General features: G+C 38.2%; 19 protein-coding genes and 1 riboswitch. Of the genes, 4 read left to right on the top strand and 15 right to left on the bottom strand.

The features are described 5' to 3' along the window. Window positions 1–11 precede the first annotated feature (11 nt). Window positions 12–1,382, top strand: coding sequence for an MATE family efflux transporter (locus OQ268_RS08000; RefSeq protein WP_265855596.1), 1,371 nt, complete (start codon window positions 12–14; stop codon window positions 1,380–1,382). Between the two features lie 23 nt (window positions 1,383–1,405). Here the strand turns inward: OQ268_RS08000 and OQ268_RS08005 are convergent, their stop codons facing one another. The 8 genes from OQ268_RS08005 to OQ268_RS08040 form a co-directional block, all read right to left on the bottom strand. Beyond that, window positions 1,406–2,140: a hypothetical protein gene (locus tag OQ268_RS08005; RefSeq protein WP_265855597.1), complete on the bottom strand. Its 735-nt coding sequence runs from the start codon at window positions 2,138–2,140 to the stop codon at window positions 1,406–1,408. 38 nt (window positions 2,141–2,178) lie between these two features. Beyond that, window positions 2,179–2,862: a pseudouridine synthase gene (locus OQ268_RS08010; RefSeq protein ID WP_265855598.1), complete on the bottom strand. Its 684-nt coding sequence runs from the start codon at window positions 2,860–2,862 to the stop codon at window positions 2,179–2,181. Window positions 2,863–2,895: 33 nt separating this feature from the next. Beyond that, window positions 2,896–3,798, bottom strand: coding sequence for a histone deacetylase family protein (locus tag OQ268_RS08015; protein ID WP_265855599.1), 903 nt, complete (start codon window positions 3,796–3,798; stop codon window positions 2,896–2,898). Then, window positions 3,798–4,658 carry a bestrophin family protein gene (locus OQ268_RS08020; RefSeq protein WP_265855601.1) on the bottom strand — a complete coding sequence of 287 codons (861 nt, stop codon included), beginning with the start codon at window positions 4,656–4,658 and terminating at the stop codon, window positions 3,798–3,800. Before OQ268_RS08020 ends, OQ268_RS08015 begins: the two co-directional genes overlap by 1 nt. A gap of 3 nt (window positions 4,659–4,661) precedes the next feature. Next, the gene (gene kynU / locus OQ268_RS08025) at window positions 4,662–5,957 is read right to left on the bottom strand and encodes a kynureninase (protein WP_265855602.1); all 1,296 of its coding nucleotides are present in this window, start codon (window positions 5,955–5,957) and stop codon (window positions 4,662–4,664) included. A gap of 63 nt (window positions 5,958–6,020) precedes the next feature. After that, window positions 6,021–6,509: a pyridoxamine 5'-phosphate oxidase family protein gene (locus tag OQ268_RS08030; protein ID WP_265855603.1), complete on the bottom strand. Its 489-nt coding sequence runs from the start codon at window positions 6,507–6,509 to the stop codon at window positions 6,021–6,023. 54 nt (window positions 6,510–6,563) lie between these two features. Next, the gene (locus OQ268_RS08035; protein ID WP_265855604.1) at window positions 6,564–7,172 is read right to left on the bottom strand and encodes a DNA-3-methyladenine glycosylase; all 609 of its coding nucleotides are present in this window, start codon (window positions 7,170–7,172) and stop codon (window positions 6,564–6,566) included. 14 nt (window positions 7,173–7,186) lie between these two features. Continuing rightward, window positions 7,187–7,663 carry a GAF domain-containing protein gene (locus OQ268_RS08040; RefSeq protein ID WP_265855605.1) on the bottom strand — a complete coding sequence of 159 codons (477 nt, stop codon included), beginning with the start codon at window positions 7,661–7,663 and terminating at the stop codon, window positions 7,187–7,189. 115 nt (window positions 7,664–7,778) lie between these two features. Between OQ268_RS08040 and OQ268_RS08045 the strand changes: the two genes are divergently transcribed. Both OQ268_RS08045 and OQ268_RS08050 read left to right on the top strand, forming a co-directional pair. Beyond that, the gene (locus tag OQ268_RS08045; RefSeq protein WP_265855606.1) at window positions 7,779–8,489 is read left to right on the top strand and encodes a DUF3291 domain-containing protein; all 711 of its coding nucleotides are present in this window, start codon (window positions 7,779–7,781) and stop codon (window positions 8,487–8,489) included. 13 nt (window positions 8,490–8,502) lie between these two features. After that, complete coding sequence (locus OQ268_RS08050; RefSeq protein WP_265855607.1) at window positions 8,503–8,754, top strand: hypothetical protein; 252 nt, start codon at window positions 8,503–8,505, stop codon at window positions 8,752–8,754. Window positions 8,755–9,026: 272 nt separating this feature from the next. Here the strand turns inward: OQ268_RS08050 and OQ268_RS08055 are convergent, their stop codons facing one another. The 7 genes from OQ268_RS08055 to OQ268_RS08085 form a co-directional block, all read right to left on the bottom strand. Then, on the bottom strand, window positions 9,027–9,395 hold the full coding sequence (locus tag OQ268_RS08055) for a Dabb family protein (protein ID WP_265855608.1): 369 nt from the start codon (window positions 9,393–9,395) through the stop codon (window positions 9,027–9,029). A 48-nt stretch (window positions 9,396–9,443) separates the two neighbouring features. After that, window positions 9,444–9,932 carry a YMGG-like glycine zipper-containing protein gene (locus tag OQ268_RS08060; protein WP_265855609.1) on the bottom strand — a complete coding sequence of 163 codons (489 nt, stop codon included), beginning with the start codon at window positions 9,930–9,932 and terminating at the stop codon, window positions 9,444–9,446. Between the two features lie 128 nt (window positions 9,933–10,060). After that, window positions 10,061–10,786: a Dph6-related ATP pyrophosphatase gene (locus tag OQ268_RS08065; RefSeq protein WP_265855610.1), complete on the bottom strand. Its 726-nt coding sequence runs from the start codon at window positions 10,784–10,786 to the stop codon at window positions 10,061–10,063. Beyond that, the gene (locus OQ268_RS08070; RefSeq protein ID WP_265855611.1) at window positions 10,776–11,462 is read right to left on the bottom strand and encodes a Sir2 family NAD-dependent protein deacetylase; all 687 of its coding nucleotides are present in this window, start codon (window positions 11,460–11,462) and stop codon (window positions 10,776–10,778) included. Before OQ268_RS08070 ends, OQ268_RS08065 begins: the two co-directional genes overlap by 11 nt. A 9-nt stretch (window positions 11,463–11,471) precedes the next feature. Beyond that, on the bottom strand, window positions 11,472–12,407 hold the full coding sequence (locus OQ268_RS08075) for an ABC transporter substrate-binding protein (protein ID WP_265855612.1): 936 nt from the start codon (window positions 12,405–12,407) through the stop codon (window positions 11,472–11,474). A gap of 94 nt (window positions 12,408–12,501) precedes the next feature. Continuing rightward, entirely contained in the window at window positions 12,502–13,092 is a 591-nt protein-coding gene (locus OQ268_RS08080; protein WP_265855613.1) for a DUF6580 family putative transport protein, read from the bottom strand. A gap of 39 nt (window positions 13,093–13,131) precedes the next feature. Then, window positions 13,132–15,012: a TonB-dependent receptor plug domain-containing protein gene (locus OQ268_RS08085; protein ID WP_265855614.1), complete on the bottom strand. Its 1,881-nt coding sequence runs from the start codon at window positions 15,010–15,012 to the stop codon at window positions 13,132–13,134. Between the two features lie 95 nt (window positions 15,013–15,107). Then, a riboswitch (cobalamin riboswitch) is annotated at window positions 15,108–15,292 on the bottom strand. A gap of 170 nt (window positions 15,293–15,462) precedes the next feature. Here OQ268_RS08085 and OQ268_RS08090 point away from each other — a divergent pair. Continuing rightward, the gene (locus OQ268_RS08090) at window positions 15,463–16,620 is read left to right on the top strand and encodes a serine hydrolase (RefSeq protein WP_265855615.1); all 1,158 of its coding nucleotides are present in this window, start codon (window positions 15,463–15,465) and stop codon (window positions 16,618–16,620) included.

The following is a 16,620-nucleotide window of genomic DNA, read 5'->3' on the forward strand; positions in this document are numbered from 1 at the left end:
TTTGCAGCCATATGCTTTCTAAAATTTACGCCAAATATAAACCTTACTATAAGGAAAACCTTCACCTGGCCTTGCCTATTGTAGGCTCGCAAGTTGGGCATACTTTGGTACACATGGCAGATAGTGTTATTGTTGGTCATTTTACTGATACCACGCAACTTGCTGCAGTTTCTCTCGTCAACAGCTTATTTATTTTAATCATGGTTGTTGGCTTGGGTATATCTTATGGTCTCACGCCCCTTATTGCACAAGAAAATGGTCGACAAAACGATGAAGAATGTGGCAGACTCCTTTCAAATAGCCTGATTATCAATGTATTTACAGGTGCGTTTTTGTATTGCCTTGTTCATTTTGGAGTCTTGCTCATAATCGATCATATCGACCAAACTCCTGCGGTAGTCCGCTATGCGAAACCATATTTGGCATTATTATCTATTTCGATCATACCATTGTTGGTGTTTCAAACATTTAAGCAGTTCGCCGAGGGTTTGGGATTTACCAAACAGGCCATGTATATCTCCATCTGGGGGAATGTACTCAATATTAGCTTAGGCATCATTTTCGTTAGAGGAATGTTCGGTATACCCGCTATGGGAGTAAGTGGTGTGGGCTTAAGTACATTGATTGATAGAACGCTTATGGCTACAGTTATGGCCATTTATGTGCTTAAATCGGCGCACTTCAAAAAATACCTTACAAATTTTAAAGTTACATTTATAGAAAAAACGATCGCCATCAAAATTTTAAAGATCGGTGCGCCCGTGGCCATGCAATATGCTTTTGAAATTAGTGCATTTAGTGGCGCTGCAGTTTTAATTGGTACTATTGGGGCGGTAGAGCAGGCGGCACATCAAATTGCCATAAGCCTGGCCGCCATGACCTATATGATTGCCGGTGGAGTAGCTTCTGCTGCCACAATCAAAACGGGAAATAATTTGGGTAAAAGAAATTTCAATGACTTGAGAAAGTCTGCTATTGCCAGCTATCACGTAATTTTGATATTCATGTCAATCACGGCTGTTCTATTCATCTTTGCAAATAACTTGATGCCATATATCTACACGGAAGATTTAAAGGTAATCTCTATAGCTGCAGAGTTGCTGTTTATTGCTGGCTTTTTCCAATTGTTCGATGGTACGCAAGTTGTAGGCTTGGGCGTACTTAGAGGACTTGGCGATGTAAACATTCCAACATTAATTACATTTTTGGCTTACTGGGTAGTAGGTATTCCGGTCGGCTATATCCTCGGCTTCTATTTTAATTTGGGTGCAAACGGTATTTGGTACGGACTAACACTGGGGTTACTAACAGCGTCGATCCTATTATTTTTTAGATTTCAAAACAAAACCAGGATGCTTAACGATAACCTTTCCAGTAGTTGACAAGTTATTTTTTTTGACAAGGGCTATTTACCGCCAACATTCACAACTAAGCCAATTGTAAATATGGAGTTTCCGGCTGTCATATAATCCCTGTTTTTTAGTCCAATATTGCTAGAGGTAGTATATTGCAGTTGAACAACCTTACTTAAAGCCATCCTGGTAAAGAAGATAGGTTCAAAAAATATATTATCTTCTTTGGGCTGCACAATTCCATTTAGAAAAAACCGATCCATTTTTACGTGACTTATTCTTAAAGCAGTACCATAATTAATTGGAAAATCTTTGCCAAATAAGCGGAGATTATTGTTCTTTTTGGAGCTATAGTTCACCTGTAAAAATGATTTCCGGTAATCAACCTCCTGTAGTTCGCTGCTGATAAGCACATCATTTTTGTAATCTCTATAGGTAATATCACTCCAACCTTTTCCGACTCCACCATAAATCTCAATGATTCTATTATTATCTGGTCCGAATGTATCGAAGTAACCACCGCCAATTTCAATAAGCTTATGAGCAAAATCCTTGGTCTTGCGATCATTATTCATGGTAGATCCACTGAAAAGTACACCAATATGATCAGAAACAGCATATGCACCATTGATGCTAGCATTACCTTTCAGCGACACATGTCCGCCACCACTAAACTCTCCCTGCTTGCTAAGCATAGGGGTATTGGGCACATTCGGCATGTAAACAGATGAGCAACTGCTCGCGAAAATTGCAATAAGCGGAAATGTAAAACGTAAGTATTTAGTCATAGATGGTTTATAAACAGAATTCGGAGTCAAAAATTGTGCTAAAGATTAATATTAATGAAATTTAATGTCCGTTGAAACTCTGGATGAACTTTTGCGTTTATCGTAATAAATTTAGAAGTTATTGGATGTGTGAAACTCAACTGCGAAGCATGTAGCAACATTGTGGTCATGTCCCATTTTTCGAGAAATAACTTATTTTGTTTATTACAACCATGCGTGCGGTCGCCGATAATTGGATGCAAGATGTGACTAAAATGTCTTCTAAGTTGATGCATCCTCCCCGTCTTCGGAGTGGCTTCAACCAAAGAATATCTTGAAGTATCATGCTTACCAAAGGGAACCGATATCTCGGTTTTTTGAAGTGTTTTAAACCTGGTAAAAGCCTCCTGGATAGTACCATTTTCTTTTGCTAGCGGATAATCAATTTCCATCTCGTCAGGCGTAAAACCCCTTACCACCGCCAGGTAAGTTTTTGTGGTTTGATTATTCATAAACTGTTGATGCATTTGCACTTCTGCGTCTTTGTTTAAAGCAAACAATAATATGCCGCCAGTTTTTCGGTCCAATCGATGTACAGGACTAACGTGCATATTGATTTGATCCCTTAGCATCTGCAATGCAAATTCTGTTGCATCTCTGGCAATGGACGATTGGTGAACAAGCAAGCCATGGGGTTTATTAATGGCAACCAAATGGTCGTCTTGATAAAGAATTTCCAACATGCGGCGAAGATAGTAATATTTACATGGAAGCGATTACCCAAATAGATCAAATGCTAACCGATAGGTATTGCAGTGGGCATCTACAATATCTCTTATATCAGCGGAGTAGCCACCTCCCATACTCACCTGAACGGGTAAATTTCTATCTATGCAGGCTTTTAAAACCAAACGATCTCGCTCTTTGCAGCCTGCTTTGCTCAAAGACAGTTTACCCAGCTTGTCGGTATTTAAAACATCTACACCAGCAAGGTAGAATACAAAATCTGGCTGCGCCATGGCGAAAACTTTTTTCAGGTGAATGGTCAGGATAGAAAGATATCGCTCATCATCAATACCATCATCTAATCCAATATCTAAATCTGATACCTCTTTTCTGAATGGAAAGTTTTTCTCACCATGCATCGAGAACGTGAATACATTATTGTTTTGCCTAAATATTTCAGCAGTTCCATTACCTTGATGTACATCTAAATCAACAATGAGTATTCTCCTAGCCAATTGATTATGAATAAGGTAATTGGCAGCAATAGCCTGATCATTCAGTAAGCAGAAGCCCTCTCCCCAATTGCTACCTGCATGATGGGTTCCACCGGCAACATTAAATGCAATACCGTTCTCCATAGCGAAATGTGCCCCATCTATTGTACCCTGAGTAATCCTAAGTTCACGTTCTACCAGTTTAGCATTTAAAGGAAACCCAATCCGCCGTTGTTCTTTTGCAGGCAGACTTAGGTGCTTTAATTGAGCCCAATATGTGGGATGATGTACCATAGTGATATATTTTTCATCAACAAATTCGGGACTAAAGATATGCTCCTGTTCAATAGTGCCTTCGTGCAAGAGTTGGCCTGGTATCAATTCGTATTTTAACATAGGAAAACGATGCCCTTCTGGAAGTGGATGGGCATATACAGGGTGCCAGGCAATCTTTATCATCAGTTCAAAATCTCCTCAACGTGCTTTTCAATGTTGTTGCAGATTTGATCAACTGGCAGGTCGTTCGCATCCTCACCAAATGGGTTCTCTATTTCTTCAGCTATCAGCTCCAAACTGGCTAGTACATAGAGAATAAAAGGAACTATAAGTACCAAATAATATCCTAAACTAAATACCCAACCAATTGGAATGGTTAGTACATAAACGAAGATAAATTTTTTAATAAAAGCACTGTAAGAAAATGGTATTGGCGTATTTTTTATGCGTTCGCAACCGCCACAAATATCTGTAAACTGATTAACATCATTAGTTAGTACGATGAGTTGCTCTTGAGATACAAAGCCCGCCGAAGCAAGGTTGTATAGCCTGGAGATCATGCTGCTGGCAATCTGATTTGGAATATGTTTACCTTCTGCAACTTCAAGCAAAAGGCTATTTTTTCCGAAGTATAACTTTTCTCTTAAATGCTCTTTCAATGCAAAACAATACTTGGGAATAGCATACTCGAAGAAGCGAACATCTTCATCGGGCAATTTGAGTGCTTTCACTTTCATAGCGAAGTTGCGACTAACATTAGTGAGGGCGCCAAGCAGCTTGCGTCCATCCCACCACCTATCGTAAGAAGTGTTTGTTCTAAACACAAGCAACATGGATATAACAAAACCCAGCAGACTATGCATCATTCCAATGTTGTTAACGTAGTCACTTTTAGATAGTTTAAATACGTTAAGTTCGAGAAAAGCAACTAATGCAGAGAAGATGGCAACGCTGATCATCAACGGCCACAACTTTCTAAAGGTATCAGCTTTGTGGATATGGAAAATAAAAGTAAACCAGTCTTTTGGATTATAGTTGATCATTTATTAATCGACATTTAAAATGTTTTTAGAAACTGCTAATAGAACCTTGCCAGTATGATAAATATCTGTAAAAGAGTTATACAAGGGAACCGGGCTTAAGCGAATAACATCTGGCTCTCGCCAATCTCCCAATACGTAATTAGCTACAAGTGCATCAAAAATTTGTTTACCATTTCGCGTGGCAACTATTGATAATTGGGCGCCTCGATCTTCGACATTTGTTGGCGTAATAATGTTATATTGAATAAAACCAATTTCGTTATTTATTTCATTTATAAGGAATTCTAAATATCCTGTTAAACCAATACTTTTATTTCTTAATTCACTGATAAATCCCGCTTGTTCGAAAATTTTAAGGGATGCATGGTATAGTGCCATCGGCATAACCTGGGTGCAGCTTACCTGCCAACCATCGGCGCCTGGCTCGGGAACAAAACCCTTTTCCATTTTGAATCGCTTTTCTTCACTATAACCCCACCAGCCTGCAAAGCGGTTAATTTCGGTATTATCAAAATGCTTTTGGTGTACAAATATGCCACTTATGCCACCAGGCCCCGCATTCTGATACTTATAAGAACACCAGCATGCAAAATCTACTTCCCAATTGTGAAGCGCTAACGGAACATTTCCTGCCGCATGTGCTAAATCCCATCCTACAATAGCACCAACTTTGTGTCCCGCTTCAGTTATTGCCTTCATATCGTACCATTGACCTGTGTAGTAGTTGATACCGCCAAAAAGTACTAGCGCAATCTCACTGCCATGACTATTTATTACGTTAATAATGTCTTCAGTTCTCAGCGTTTCTTCACCCTGACGGGGAAAAACTTCTATTATAGTTTCACTTGGGATCAATCCGTGGAATCTTACCTGGCTTTCTACCGCATACTGGTCGGATGGAAATGCCCCGCCTTCCATAATAATCTTAACACGTTTGCCTTTAGGCTGATAGAAGCTGACCATCAATAAGTGAAGGTTCACCGTAAGTGTATTCAGGGGGCAAACCTCTTCGGGCTTAGCTCCTACGATAGGCGCCATGAGTCTCTTTAAATCTTTGTGATAAAACATCCATGGTTGATCGCCATCAAACCAACCTTCGACTGCAAGATTAGCCCAATTATCAAGTTGCTGATTTAGAACTTCCTTTGCTGCTTTAGGCTGAAGCCCTAACGAGTTGCCGCATAAGTAAATAAAATTTTTATCTGCCGTATTTGGGAAAAGAAATTTTGTTCTAAAGTCTTTTAACTTATCGGCCTCATCTAGCCTTGTTGCAAATGATAAATCGTTTTTAAAATCCATTGCTCAATTATACAAAAAAAGCAGGCATTGTTTCCAATCCTGCTTTCGATAAATCTTGTGAGATTAAAATTTGATAGTGTCATGTTTTCCAAGATCTGGAGTATCGCCAGTAACAACTGCTTTTAACATACTAAACAATACAACGACTTTAGACGATGAAGAGTCCCAATATTCAGCTTCTTCTGGTGTAACTTTTATTAATGTTAACCTGGGATCTTCTACTCCATCAGGAAACCAAGCCTTTACGAAAACATTAAAGTAAGCCTCTTTTCTAACTTGATCATCAACCAATTCTGCTTTGCCTTTTACGGTAAGGTACGTATTGTTAGAAGGATCGCTATATGCTAAAAGCACGTTCCCATCTTTTGAAATTTCTTTGGACTTTAATGAGTATTCGTTAGTAAAGAACCATATACTACCGTCATCTTCAATTTTTGCGGTACCCATTGGCCTACTGCCAAATTCATCGCCCGATGAAAATGTTGTGAACATGCATGTCCTAACACTTTCTGCCATTTCCTTTAAAATCGATATGTTTTTTTCGTTTTTCATTTCGTAATTATTAGAATAACAAAACAGCTTCGAACCAAAAAAGTTTTAAATTACCTATTCAACCTTGTTGGGTTTACTAACATATTTATTACCCCTAACAAAAAACCTCAAAGGCAGTAATGCATGTTCCTGGGCATAGGCAATACCCACACGCGGGCATTTTACAATCTCGCTGTCAGGATATTTAATCCCCTCATCTGCTATCCAAATCTTATCGCCCGTTAAATCATGTCCATTACATGTACGATCAATACCTAGTGCCTTTGAGATAGAACCAGGACCGGCTGTTATGGCCGGTTTACTTACAGCCATACCCCTTCTTCTTTCCATAATATCTAAACCTACCAAGGGCTCAATCGCCCTAATCAAAATCGCTTGCGGATCATCATTTCTACCGGAAACCACATTAAAAAGGTTATGCATGCCATAACAAAGATAGACATAAGCTACACCACCCAAACTATACATGGTTTCTGTTCTAGCAGTTCTCCTTCCTGCATAAGCGTGGGAGGCTTTATCTTTGATTCCAAAATATGCTTCGGTTTCTACGATAACGCCCGCCGTGACTTCGCCATATACTTTGCTGTATAAGACCTTACCTAACAAATCTTTGGCAAGCGCGATAACATTATCCTGACGGAAATATTCAATAGTTAACTTCAATTACACCTAAATTATCACTTTAACAAAATTCCTATAACTTGCTCTAAATAAAATTTATCAACATCATCGAAGTGACTGATGAACTCACTATCTACATCAAGCACCCCTAAAACTTCATCGTTCTTTATCAAAGGTAAAACGATTTCAGATTTTGATGCCGAAGCACAGGCGATGTGACCTGGAAAAAGATCAACATCAGGCACGATGATGGTTTGGTTCTGCAGCCACGATGTTCCGCAGACACCTTTACCTTTTTTTATTCTTGTACAAGCAACCGGACCCTGAAATGGACCTAAAACTAATTCCTCGTCCTTTACGAGGTAAAAGCCAACCCAAAACCAATTGAATTGTTCTTTGAGTGCAGCACATATGTTAGCCATATTTGCAACAAAATCGCTTTCGCCAGCCAACAAAGCTTCAATCTGGGGTATAAGAGATTGATATTGCTCTTCTTTGGTAATATTTCGATTGATATTAAGATCTTCTGCCATAGTGCAAAGTTAGCGAGGATTTACTAAAGTTTAATTTACCTGCATCATAATGACAAAAAATTGAATGAAAGCATTTACTTAATTGTTTAGTTTTGGCTTGAATAAATGCATTAATATGATTGTTGCGCTAACCATCACCAAGTTTCGAGGTATTACTATTCCATTTGCTTTTTTAGGCATGGCTATTTTGCGTATTCCAATGATGTTAAATAGCAAATGCAAGTTTTGGAAGTTATTGGGGTGCGGAAAAGATGCGAGGGTAGACTTAGGACCAGATTTCAAACATTGGGCAATACTGTCGACATGGGATACGAAGGATGATTATGACGTGTTTAACAAAACGTCATTCGTATCAAAATGGTTTAGATGGTTTGGATTAGAGCAGTTTACCATAGTATTAAAACCTTTAATGAGTCATGGCTTATGGTCTGGTAAAGAACCCTTTAAGGTAGACGAAAATAATCATGAAACGAGTGAACAGATTGCCGTAATTACCCGGGCCGCAATTAAATTCAATAGGCTTTCAGAATTTAGAAGTAATATTAAAAGGGCAGCTGAAGACATGAGAAACGCAGAAGGCTTCATATTATCAGCGGGTATTGGCGAAAACCCATTCTTCGATCAGGCTACCTTTTCGATATGGGACAATGCAACGCACATGAAGAATTACGCATACAAGTCAATGAATCATGCTGATATCATCAAGCTCACCAGAGCAAGAGAGTGGTATAGCGAGGAACTATTTGCCCGATTCGCAATCATAGAGAAAGTAGGCACTTTAAATGGGAAAGCTATCGAAAAATATTTGCCAGTGAAAAAACAATAAAACATAATAGGATATGAGAGTAATCGCGGAACTGCCACACCCAGAATGTAAAATTAGCATCTTTTCGATGAACCAGAAGTACATTGTTAAATTCGAACAAGGTAGTTTTGAGCAGAGTTATAAGCTAGCTGAGCTTGATCTAAGCGGAGGTGGGGTAAATGATGTATTTGAAATATTGGATGAGGAATTCATCGCCACGGCCATTTCAAGGTTCAGAACAATGAGAACAGATTTTAGTGCAGCATATAAGAGGCATCAATTTTAATAAAACGACATAACACACTGATAGACAGTGGTTAATATTGCATTACAAAATTTAATTTTGCATTTTTGCTTACATTTTACCGCAAAACAACATTTCATATCATTTTTAACTTGATATAATGATAAACAAAACATTGATTAATATCGCTTTAAGTTTGTAAACAAAATTAAATTCTGACCTTTAAAGATGCCAAATAAATACGCACTTAAAGGATTTCTTCTGAAAAAAAGAAATCTAGTTTAGCAGGTGAGTGTTAGTGGGTTTGCAACAAATTAACTCAAAACCGTGTCGTGCACTACTACCCTATACCAGTAACTTGAAAATTTAGCGACAGCTTCTAAGTGAGCCTTGTCATCTTGATAGGCATTATGATCTGCGAGAGAATTAAAGGTTATGGTTAAGGCGTAGGTAAATGAATTATCGGTAACAGGTCTCGTAGGTGTTTCGGCGGCGAGTCCATAATTCAATGACTTAATCTCTTTTATTGGTCTTAAGCTTTCGAAAAAATTGCTGAATTTTTTTACCTCTTCTTTCGATAATTGGGGTTTTAGCCAGAACATTACGAAATGTTGGATTGTTGCTTGATCTTTAATTTCCTCTTCCATGTTAAATGATTTTTCCGAAGATAAAAGTTTAGGCATAAAAAAAGCGACTATTTACATAATCGCTTTTAAATATATTGATTGAAATTACTGTACTCGTCCAGTTTTTTTATCTTCACCACGGCCGATTAAATAACCACCGCCGGCGCCAACTAAACCTCCGATAACAGCACCTCTGCCCTTTTTCTTATCAATTAATGCACCACCAACTGCACCTGCAGCACCACCGATTACAGCACCTTTAGCTGCATCACTCCAGCCTTTTTTCTTTGCAGTTGGTTGGGTTGTACCTCCGTAAGCGCTTGAGCTACCACCAGAACTAGCATAAGATCTAGATGAAGATGCTCCAGCTCTTCTAGCTGCAGCTAACTCTGCCTGGTGTTGTGCTTCTTTCTCTGCTTCAACTTTAGCTGTTTCAGCCCTTTTGAAGCTATCTAAACGTAAACTGTCTTTAACAGCCTTGATTGCTAATTGCTTCTCAGCTTCCTGCTGTTTCAATGCTGCCTCCTCTTTTGCTCTATTGTTACAAGCAAACATGACAGAACTTAATGCGATTACTACAAATATCTTTTTCATAACATTTTACTTTACATGAATCTTGCTTTCTATCCTAACCAGATGAGCAGATTTCATTTTGATGTGTGATTTTGTTAATTATGTGTAGTAAAGAAAAAATGATGCCAAAATGTTTGCATCTTTAGAAATTAATTTAATAAATCCATATACCAAAAACCATAAGAACTTGATTGTGAATAACATACATCGCCACCTTCACTAACTGTTTGAGGGGTTTTATAACTTCTAAATACTTTTTCTCCAAGTGTAAAGTGAATTTTTTTCCTGAAAATGGGACCTTCAAATACAAAAGTATGAAATTCACCATTTTCACCACATGGATCAATATCATGTGGAAGCCCTTTTACTAGAGCTTCAGAAAGAACTTTGCCACAGAATGAAGCTAGACTTTCTTTAGTGCAAACTATGATTGTTTTATAGGTCAGTGCTAAAAATTCATGAATTAATTTTGTGGTATCGCGTTTCCAAAGGGGGAACAATCCTATTAAACCTAATTCTGCTAATTTACTTTCTCTATAATTACGTAAATCTTCCAAGAAAATATCCCCATAAAGAGAATGGGTAATTCCCTCCGCCTTAAATTTCAATAAATGGTCCCGCATGATATCGTCGTACGTCTTCATATCGGGCATTTCCCCTAATCTAATTTGATAAAGTGGGATACCGATACTTTCTGCTTGGGCAATGAGCAATGATTCGCGAACACCATGCATAGAGACACGGTTGAATTCTTCCGTTACGGTAGTAACCAAATAGCGAATCTCTACTAAGGGATCTTGGAGTGCATAATGTAAAGCCAATGCACTGTCTTTACCGCCACTCCAATTGAAAATGCAAATCTTTTTAGCTGCCATTACTTAAAATATCTGTTAATTCTTGTACACCATCCCCTGCATTTTTGACAATGCTAATCACATTTTTGTATCGTTTAACATCTGGTGTATTAGGATCGATAATGTATTTAGGTATGTTTGTTGGTACAAAATCCATCAATCCGGCAGCAGGATATACAGCTAAAGAAGTTCCGATTAATACGAACACATCAGCCTTGGTACAAATTTCTGCCGCAACCTCGATCATTGGAACGGCTTCACCAAACCACACTACGTGCGGGCGGAGTTGCGACCCGAACCCACAGGTCTCGCCCATTTTTAACGTATGTCCTTCTATTGGATAAGTTACATGTGGCATTGCACTCGATTGAGACATTGTGATGATCCCATGAAGATGGGTTACATTATTTGAACCAGCACGTTCGTGGAGATCGTCTATATTTTGGGTAATTATTTCCACATCGAAATTAGCTTGCAAACGAGCAAGACCGATATGTGCCGAATTAGGTTTGGCTTCAATAACCTGTTTTCTCCTGTCGTTATAAAACTGCTGTACTAAGTCCGGATTCTTTTCCCATGCCTCAGGCGTAGCCACATCATAGACATTATAACCTTCCCATAGACCATCAGCATCACGGAAAGTTTTCAGTCCACTTTCGGCACTTATCCCAGCGCCAGTCAAAACCACTATCTTCATAACAATCAATTAAAGCACTACCAAATCCATTTGATTTAAGTTAACGAACTTTTCGGCTATACGCATATCTGCCTTAAATATTTCGGGGTGAAACATGCATGCAAGTACCTCAATGCCATCTACTAATGTACCAACGCTCGGCTGAGTAAACATGTCGAAATCGGCAAGATAGACTTGGTTATTACGGATAGCTGTTAACTCGTGCCATCCTGGCTTCGCCATTAGCAGATTTATTTCTTCCCTCGTCCGGTTTATGTCGAAACCGCAAGGTGCTATCACCAGTACTTCGGGATTGTACCTCACGATCTTTTCCCAATGTGTAACGATAGAATCTCCGCCGGGGTTAGATAACATGTCTACACCTCCGGCAGCAGCAATTTGAAAAGGAATCCAATGTCCGCAATTATAAATAGGTTCTACCCACTCCATTAACATTGCCCTTTTAAGTGGCGCTTTGTGTAAACGCAACTGATCGAGAACAAGGTCTGTTCTACGTTGCAATCCAGCCAGGTAATTTAGCGCAACTTCTTCCTTCCCCATGGCCCGAGCAATGGTGATTGCACATTCATAAACATCCTGCAAATTGTTTGGAGATAACGGAACAAGTTTAGGTTGTTTAGCTAACTTCATTACGGCGCTCTCAGTACAAGCAGTATCAATATTACAAACTTCACAAACATCCTGTGTAAAAACTACATCGGGAGAAATTTGGGCTAGCAGCTCATCATCAACCCAATACAAGCTTTTGCCCTGGGCCTTTGATGCAGAGAAAATACGATCAATTTCTATGCTTGAATAATTTTTACCTTCTAATACACACCGAACAACTTTTGGCAATGCTTTAGCCTCCCGAGGGCATTCGAAAGTTACGCCGAATAAACAAGATTCTAGACCCATATCATAGATCATTTTGGTAGCAGCGGGTAAAAAGGATACAACTTTCATAAAGAGGATTTTAAAGATGAAGGAAATGCACGAAGAAAAAAAAATCCTCTTTTGAATTTAGCCAAAAGAGGATTTAATATAAGCCTAAAGCTTTCTATAATGTTTGTGTTTGTAACTTTAGTGCAGGATATTTTGCTTTTAAAATTTCGAAAGCACCAAACAATATTGCACCAAATATCACTGTTCCTTCTAAAAATCTGATCTCAAAAGGAATTGCCCGTTCTAAACACAACCAAAAACCCGCAAAATCTTGGGTATAGGATGGATTGTGGAACCATACTCCGAAATCGGTAACTACCCAATGAATAAAAACAATGGATAAAGTAGCACCCAATACTGTTGCGGCATTAATTTTTCCAAGCATTAGCCTTCCAACAAGCACCATCAATGCAAAAGCAATATAAGTCCAATACCAACCTTCGTATAAAAATCCATTACTATATTGTTTAAAGATGGTATTAGCAAGAACAAAGTCGCTTAAAAACAAGCTTAAAATTGGAAAAGCAAATGCTTTTAGGTTATTCTTAAAATATGCTCCTCCAAATAGTGCTACAGCTCCAATTGAAGAGAAATTAGCAAATTGTAAGGCATCAGAATTAAACGTGACCAATAGACGAAAAGCCGTTATGGCTAAAATCAGCAACAATAAGATTAAGTTGCGAGGATTGATTTTTAAGTTAGACATTCTTTTTTAAGATAATTGATTACACAAAGTTATACTTTCTTAGCGGATATTAAAACTAACCCCAGCATTAAAGTTGAAACCCAAAGAATTGTAGCCTATAATTTCGTTATATTTCTCATTAAGGATATTCTTTGCATCTAGGAAAATTTTTACTCTTTTATTGGCCAGTGCATATTCACCATACGCACTTAATAGTTTGTAAGCAGGTAGATTCTCCACTACATAGGTGTTAAAGTTTCCATCGGTACGTGTACCAAAATACCGAAAGTTCGTATTCAGATATAAGTTGTTTGTAGCCTGAATGCCTGCGGTTACACCAAAACTGTGTTTGGGTCTTCTAAAGAGAAAATCTTCCACTTTATTATTTACGCTATTAAACTCATTTCCGGTTACAAATGCGTAGTAACCACTTATATCTACTTTCCAAACTTTTACCGATGGTTCAATCTCGAAACCCTTTACCTTTTGGCTTTCCTGGTTGATGTAACCAATGTTGAAATCGTAAATAATAGCATCGGTTAGGTCCCTTTTAAAGCCTGCTAAGCGTAGTGAGAATTGATCATCGGCAAAACTAAAGTTCACTCCAGCTTCATAATTTTGGGATTTCTCTGGTTTTAAGTCTAGATTAGCGCCATATCGCCCAAATAACATGTTAAGTGTAGGAATTTTAAAGGCAGTTGAGATAGTACCAAAAAGCTTAACCTGCTTTATGATATTTATTGATGGTGTGACCGAGTAAGTATAATTTTCCCCGTACTGTTCATGTTTGTTATAACGCCCTCCAACTTCCAGATTAAAGACACTCAAATCATGTAGAAAAAATGAACCATATGCGGCAAAAATATTGGTTTCTGGCTTATTCGCCCCGGAAGATAATTTCATTTCTCTGTTATCTATTCCAACAAGAAGGTCTAATTTATTGTTAAGCTTTTGGTTGTAAAACAAATCAATGATGCTAATATTTCCTTTACCAATGCTATTGTAAGGAAAACCAGCATAGCTACTTAACGTATTGTTTGATGTTGTTTGATAGCTGTAATTAAGGGTAATTTTACCATTACCGAAATCGAATTTTGAGTTTAAACCACCACTAAAGTTTTTTAACGTTGCATTATTATCTGCTATACCATCAGAAAAGGCGCCCTCATCTATCTTGTAGTTTCCGCGATAGTACCTTAAAAATGGGTTAATAGTAAGTTGTTTACTAAGTTGAACGCCAAAGTTGGCATTAACACCATCAGTTTTATACCCATCTTTATCAAACTCGGTATTATCCCCTATCGGATTGGCCGCTTCAGAAATTCCATCACTCTTTTGGTGGGTATAATTAACGTTATATGTAAATCCATCTACACCGCCATTCAATCCTATTGTACCTTTATATGTTTCAAAAGTACCTGCACTGGCAACACCGAAAATGGTATTTCCGTTTGCGGCACTTTTCTTTGTAATGATATTGATTACGCCAGCAATAGCGTCAGAACCGTAAATAGTAGATTGGCCACCTCTCAAGATCTCGATATGATCAATCTGATCTATAGATAGCAGACGTAAATCGAATGCGCCGCCATTTCCAGATGGATCATTTTGTACAATACCATCGATTAAGATAACGGCGTAAGCACTTCCAGCACCCCTGAAGAACACTGATTTATTTAAGCCCGGATTGCTACCAGATCCGGCCACAATGATACCGGCTTGCTCGCTGATTAACTCTGGCAGGGATTTACCAACGCTTCTGGCCAAGGTTTCCTTGCTGATGATGCTAACCACCTTGCCCGTTTGCGATTGTTTCTGATCATTTTTGGTAGCTGTAATTACGACATCTTTTAACCTCAAACTGTCTTGTGCGCTGGCTGTTCCAGCACCTAATTGCACAAGCCCCAGGCTTGCTGCAATTAAAATTCTTTTTTTGTTCATTTGATTGTGAGTTTTGCCCACAGCCAACAGATAGAAAAGGAAATAAAATACGATAAATGTAGTATTCCAATCCAAGCTTCAATCCCCGAAAGCTATGAAATTATATGCTAAAGGCAGGTCTTCTGACTTACTCCCGATTTTTGGCCTTCCCATTAATTTAACAGTGGCACAGAGTTAAAAATCGTTGTAGAGCTTACAGCTGCGGGACAGTTGCAGAGTTTCACTGCATTCCCTTTTAATTCCGATACAAGTAGCGGAAACCAAAAGCGCTGCAAAAGTAGTAAAATAAACGAACTGGTAAAATGAATGTGATGAAAGTTTAATTTTTAGACAAAATGGTATCTTTAAAGCCAAATAGCTACCATGAAATTTTTCCTTTCAATCCTTCTCGCATTCATCATTAATCAAACAATGGCACAAAAAACTGACACCTTGTTTCTTAAAAAATTAATGGAATCTAAACCGGAATTGTTTGGCAGCGTGTTAAATCATCCCCAGAAAAACGAAGTACAGATTTTATATACGCAGGTAACACGAGATAGATCTAACAAACCAACATTTAAATCATTTAGCTACAACCTAAATCCCCACCACTATTTTTATCCTGCAAGTACAGTAAAGCTTGCGGCTGTTATTTTTGCGCTAGAAAAGATAAACACCCTTTCCACACTAGGTGTTACTTCAAATAGCACGATGTTGACTGACAGTGGGTATGTGGGTCAAACAACAGTTGCTAAAGACAGTTCAGCAAAAAACGGCTTACCATCTGTTTCACATTACATTAAAAAGATCTTGCTTACAAGTGATAATGATGCGTTTAACAGGCTATTTGAATTTATTGGTCGCCGGGAAATAAACCAGAAATTGCAAAAAAACGACTTGTACAATAGCAGAATTTTAAACAGGCTTGCCATTGGCGATGGAGGTGAATCTTCAAAGCATACTAATCCGATAAAATTTTACAATGGCGACAGGTTAATCTACAGTCAACCAGCTCAATATGATACAAACGAGTATCCAATTCAATTGAGCAATACAAGTGTAGGTGTTGGCTACTTAGATGCTAAAGATCAGCTTATTAATGAACCTTTTAGCTTCGACAATAAAAATTCATTTGCTATTGAAGACCAACAGATGCTCATGCGCAAGCTCATGTTTCCTGAAAGTTTTTCGAAGCGAGACCGATTTAATTTAACTGCCGAAGATTACCGGTTGATTTATACCTACATGAGTAAATATCCCTCGGAAAGTAATTTTCCGAAATACAGTCCAGAGGAGTTTTGGCCAACCTATGCCAAAATGATTTACTTTGGTAGAGATAAAAATACTAGCCCAAGCAACAATATTCGCATTTTTAATAAGTATGGCGATAGCTATGGTTTTATTATCGACAATGCTTTCTTAGTTGATTTCAAAGGTGGTATCGAATTTTTTCTTACCGCAGTAATTCAAAGCAATGAAGATGGGATTTATAATGACAATAAATATGAATATGAAACAGTTTGCTATCCATTCATGCAAAATCTAGGTCGGGTTATTTACGAGTTTGAGAGAAGCCGTACCAAAAACAAGCCCGACCTGTCAAGATTTGAAATGGATTACAGATAG

The sequence above is a fragment of the Pedobacter sandarakinus genome (assembly GCF_026240095.1).
GTDB classification, from domain to species: Bacteria; Bacteroidota; Bacteroidia; order Sphingobacteriales; family Sphingobacteriaceae; genus Pedobacter; species Pedobacter sandarakinus.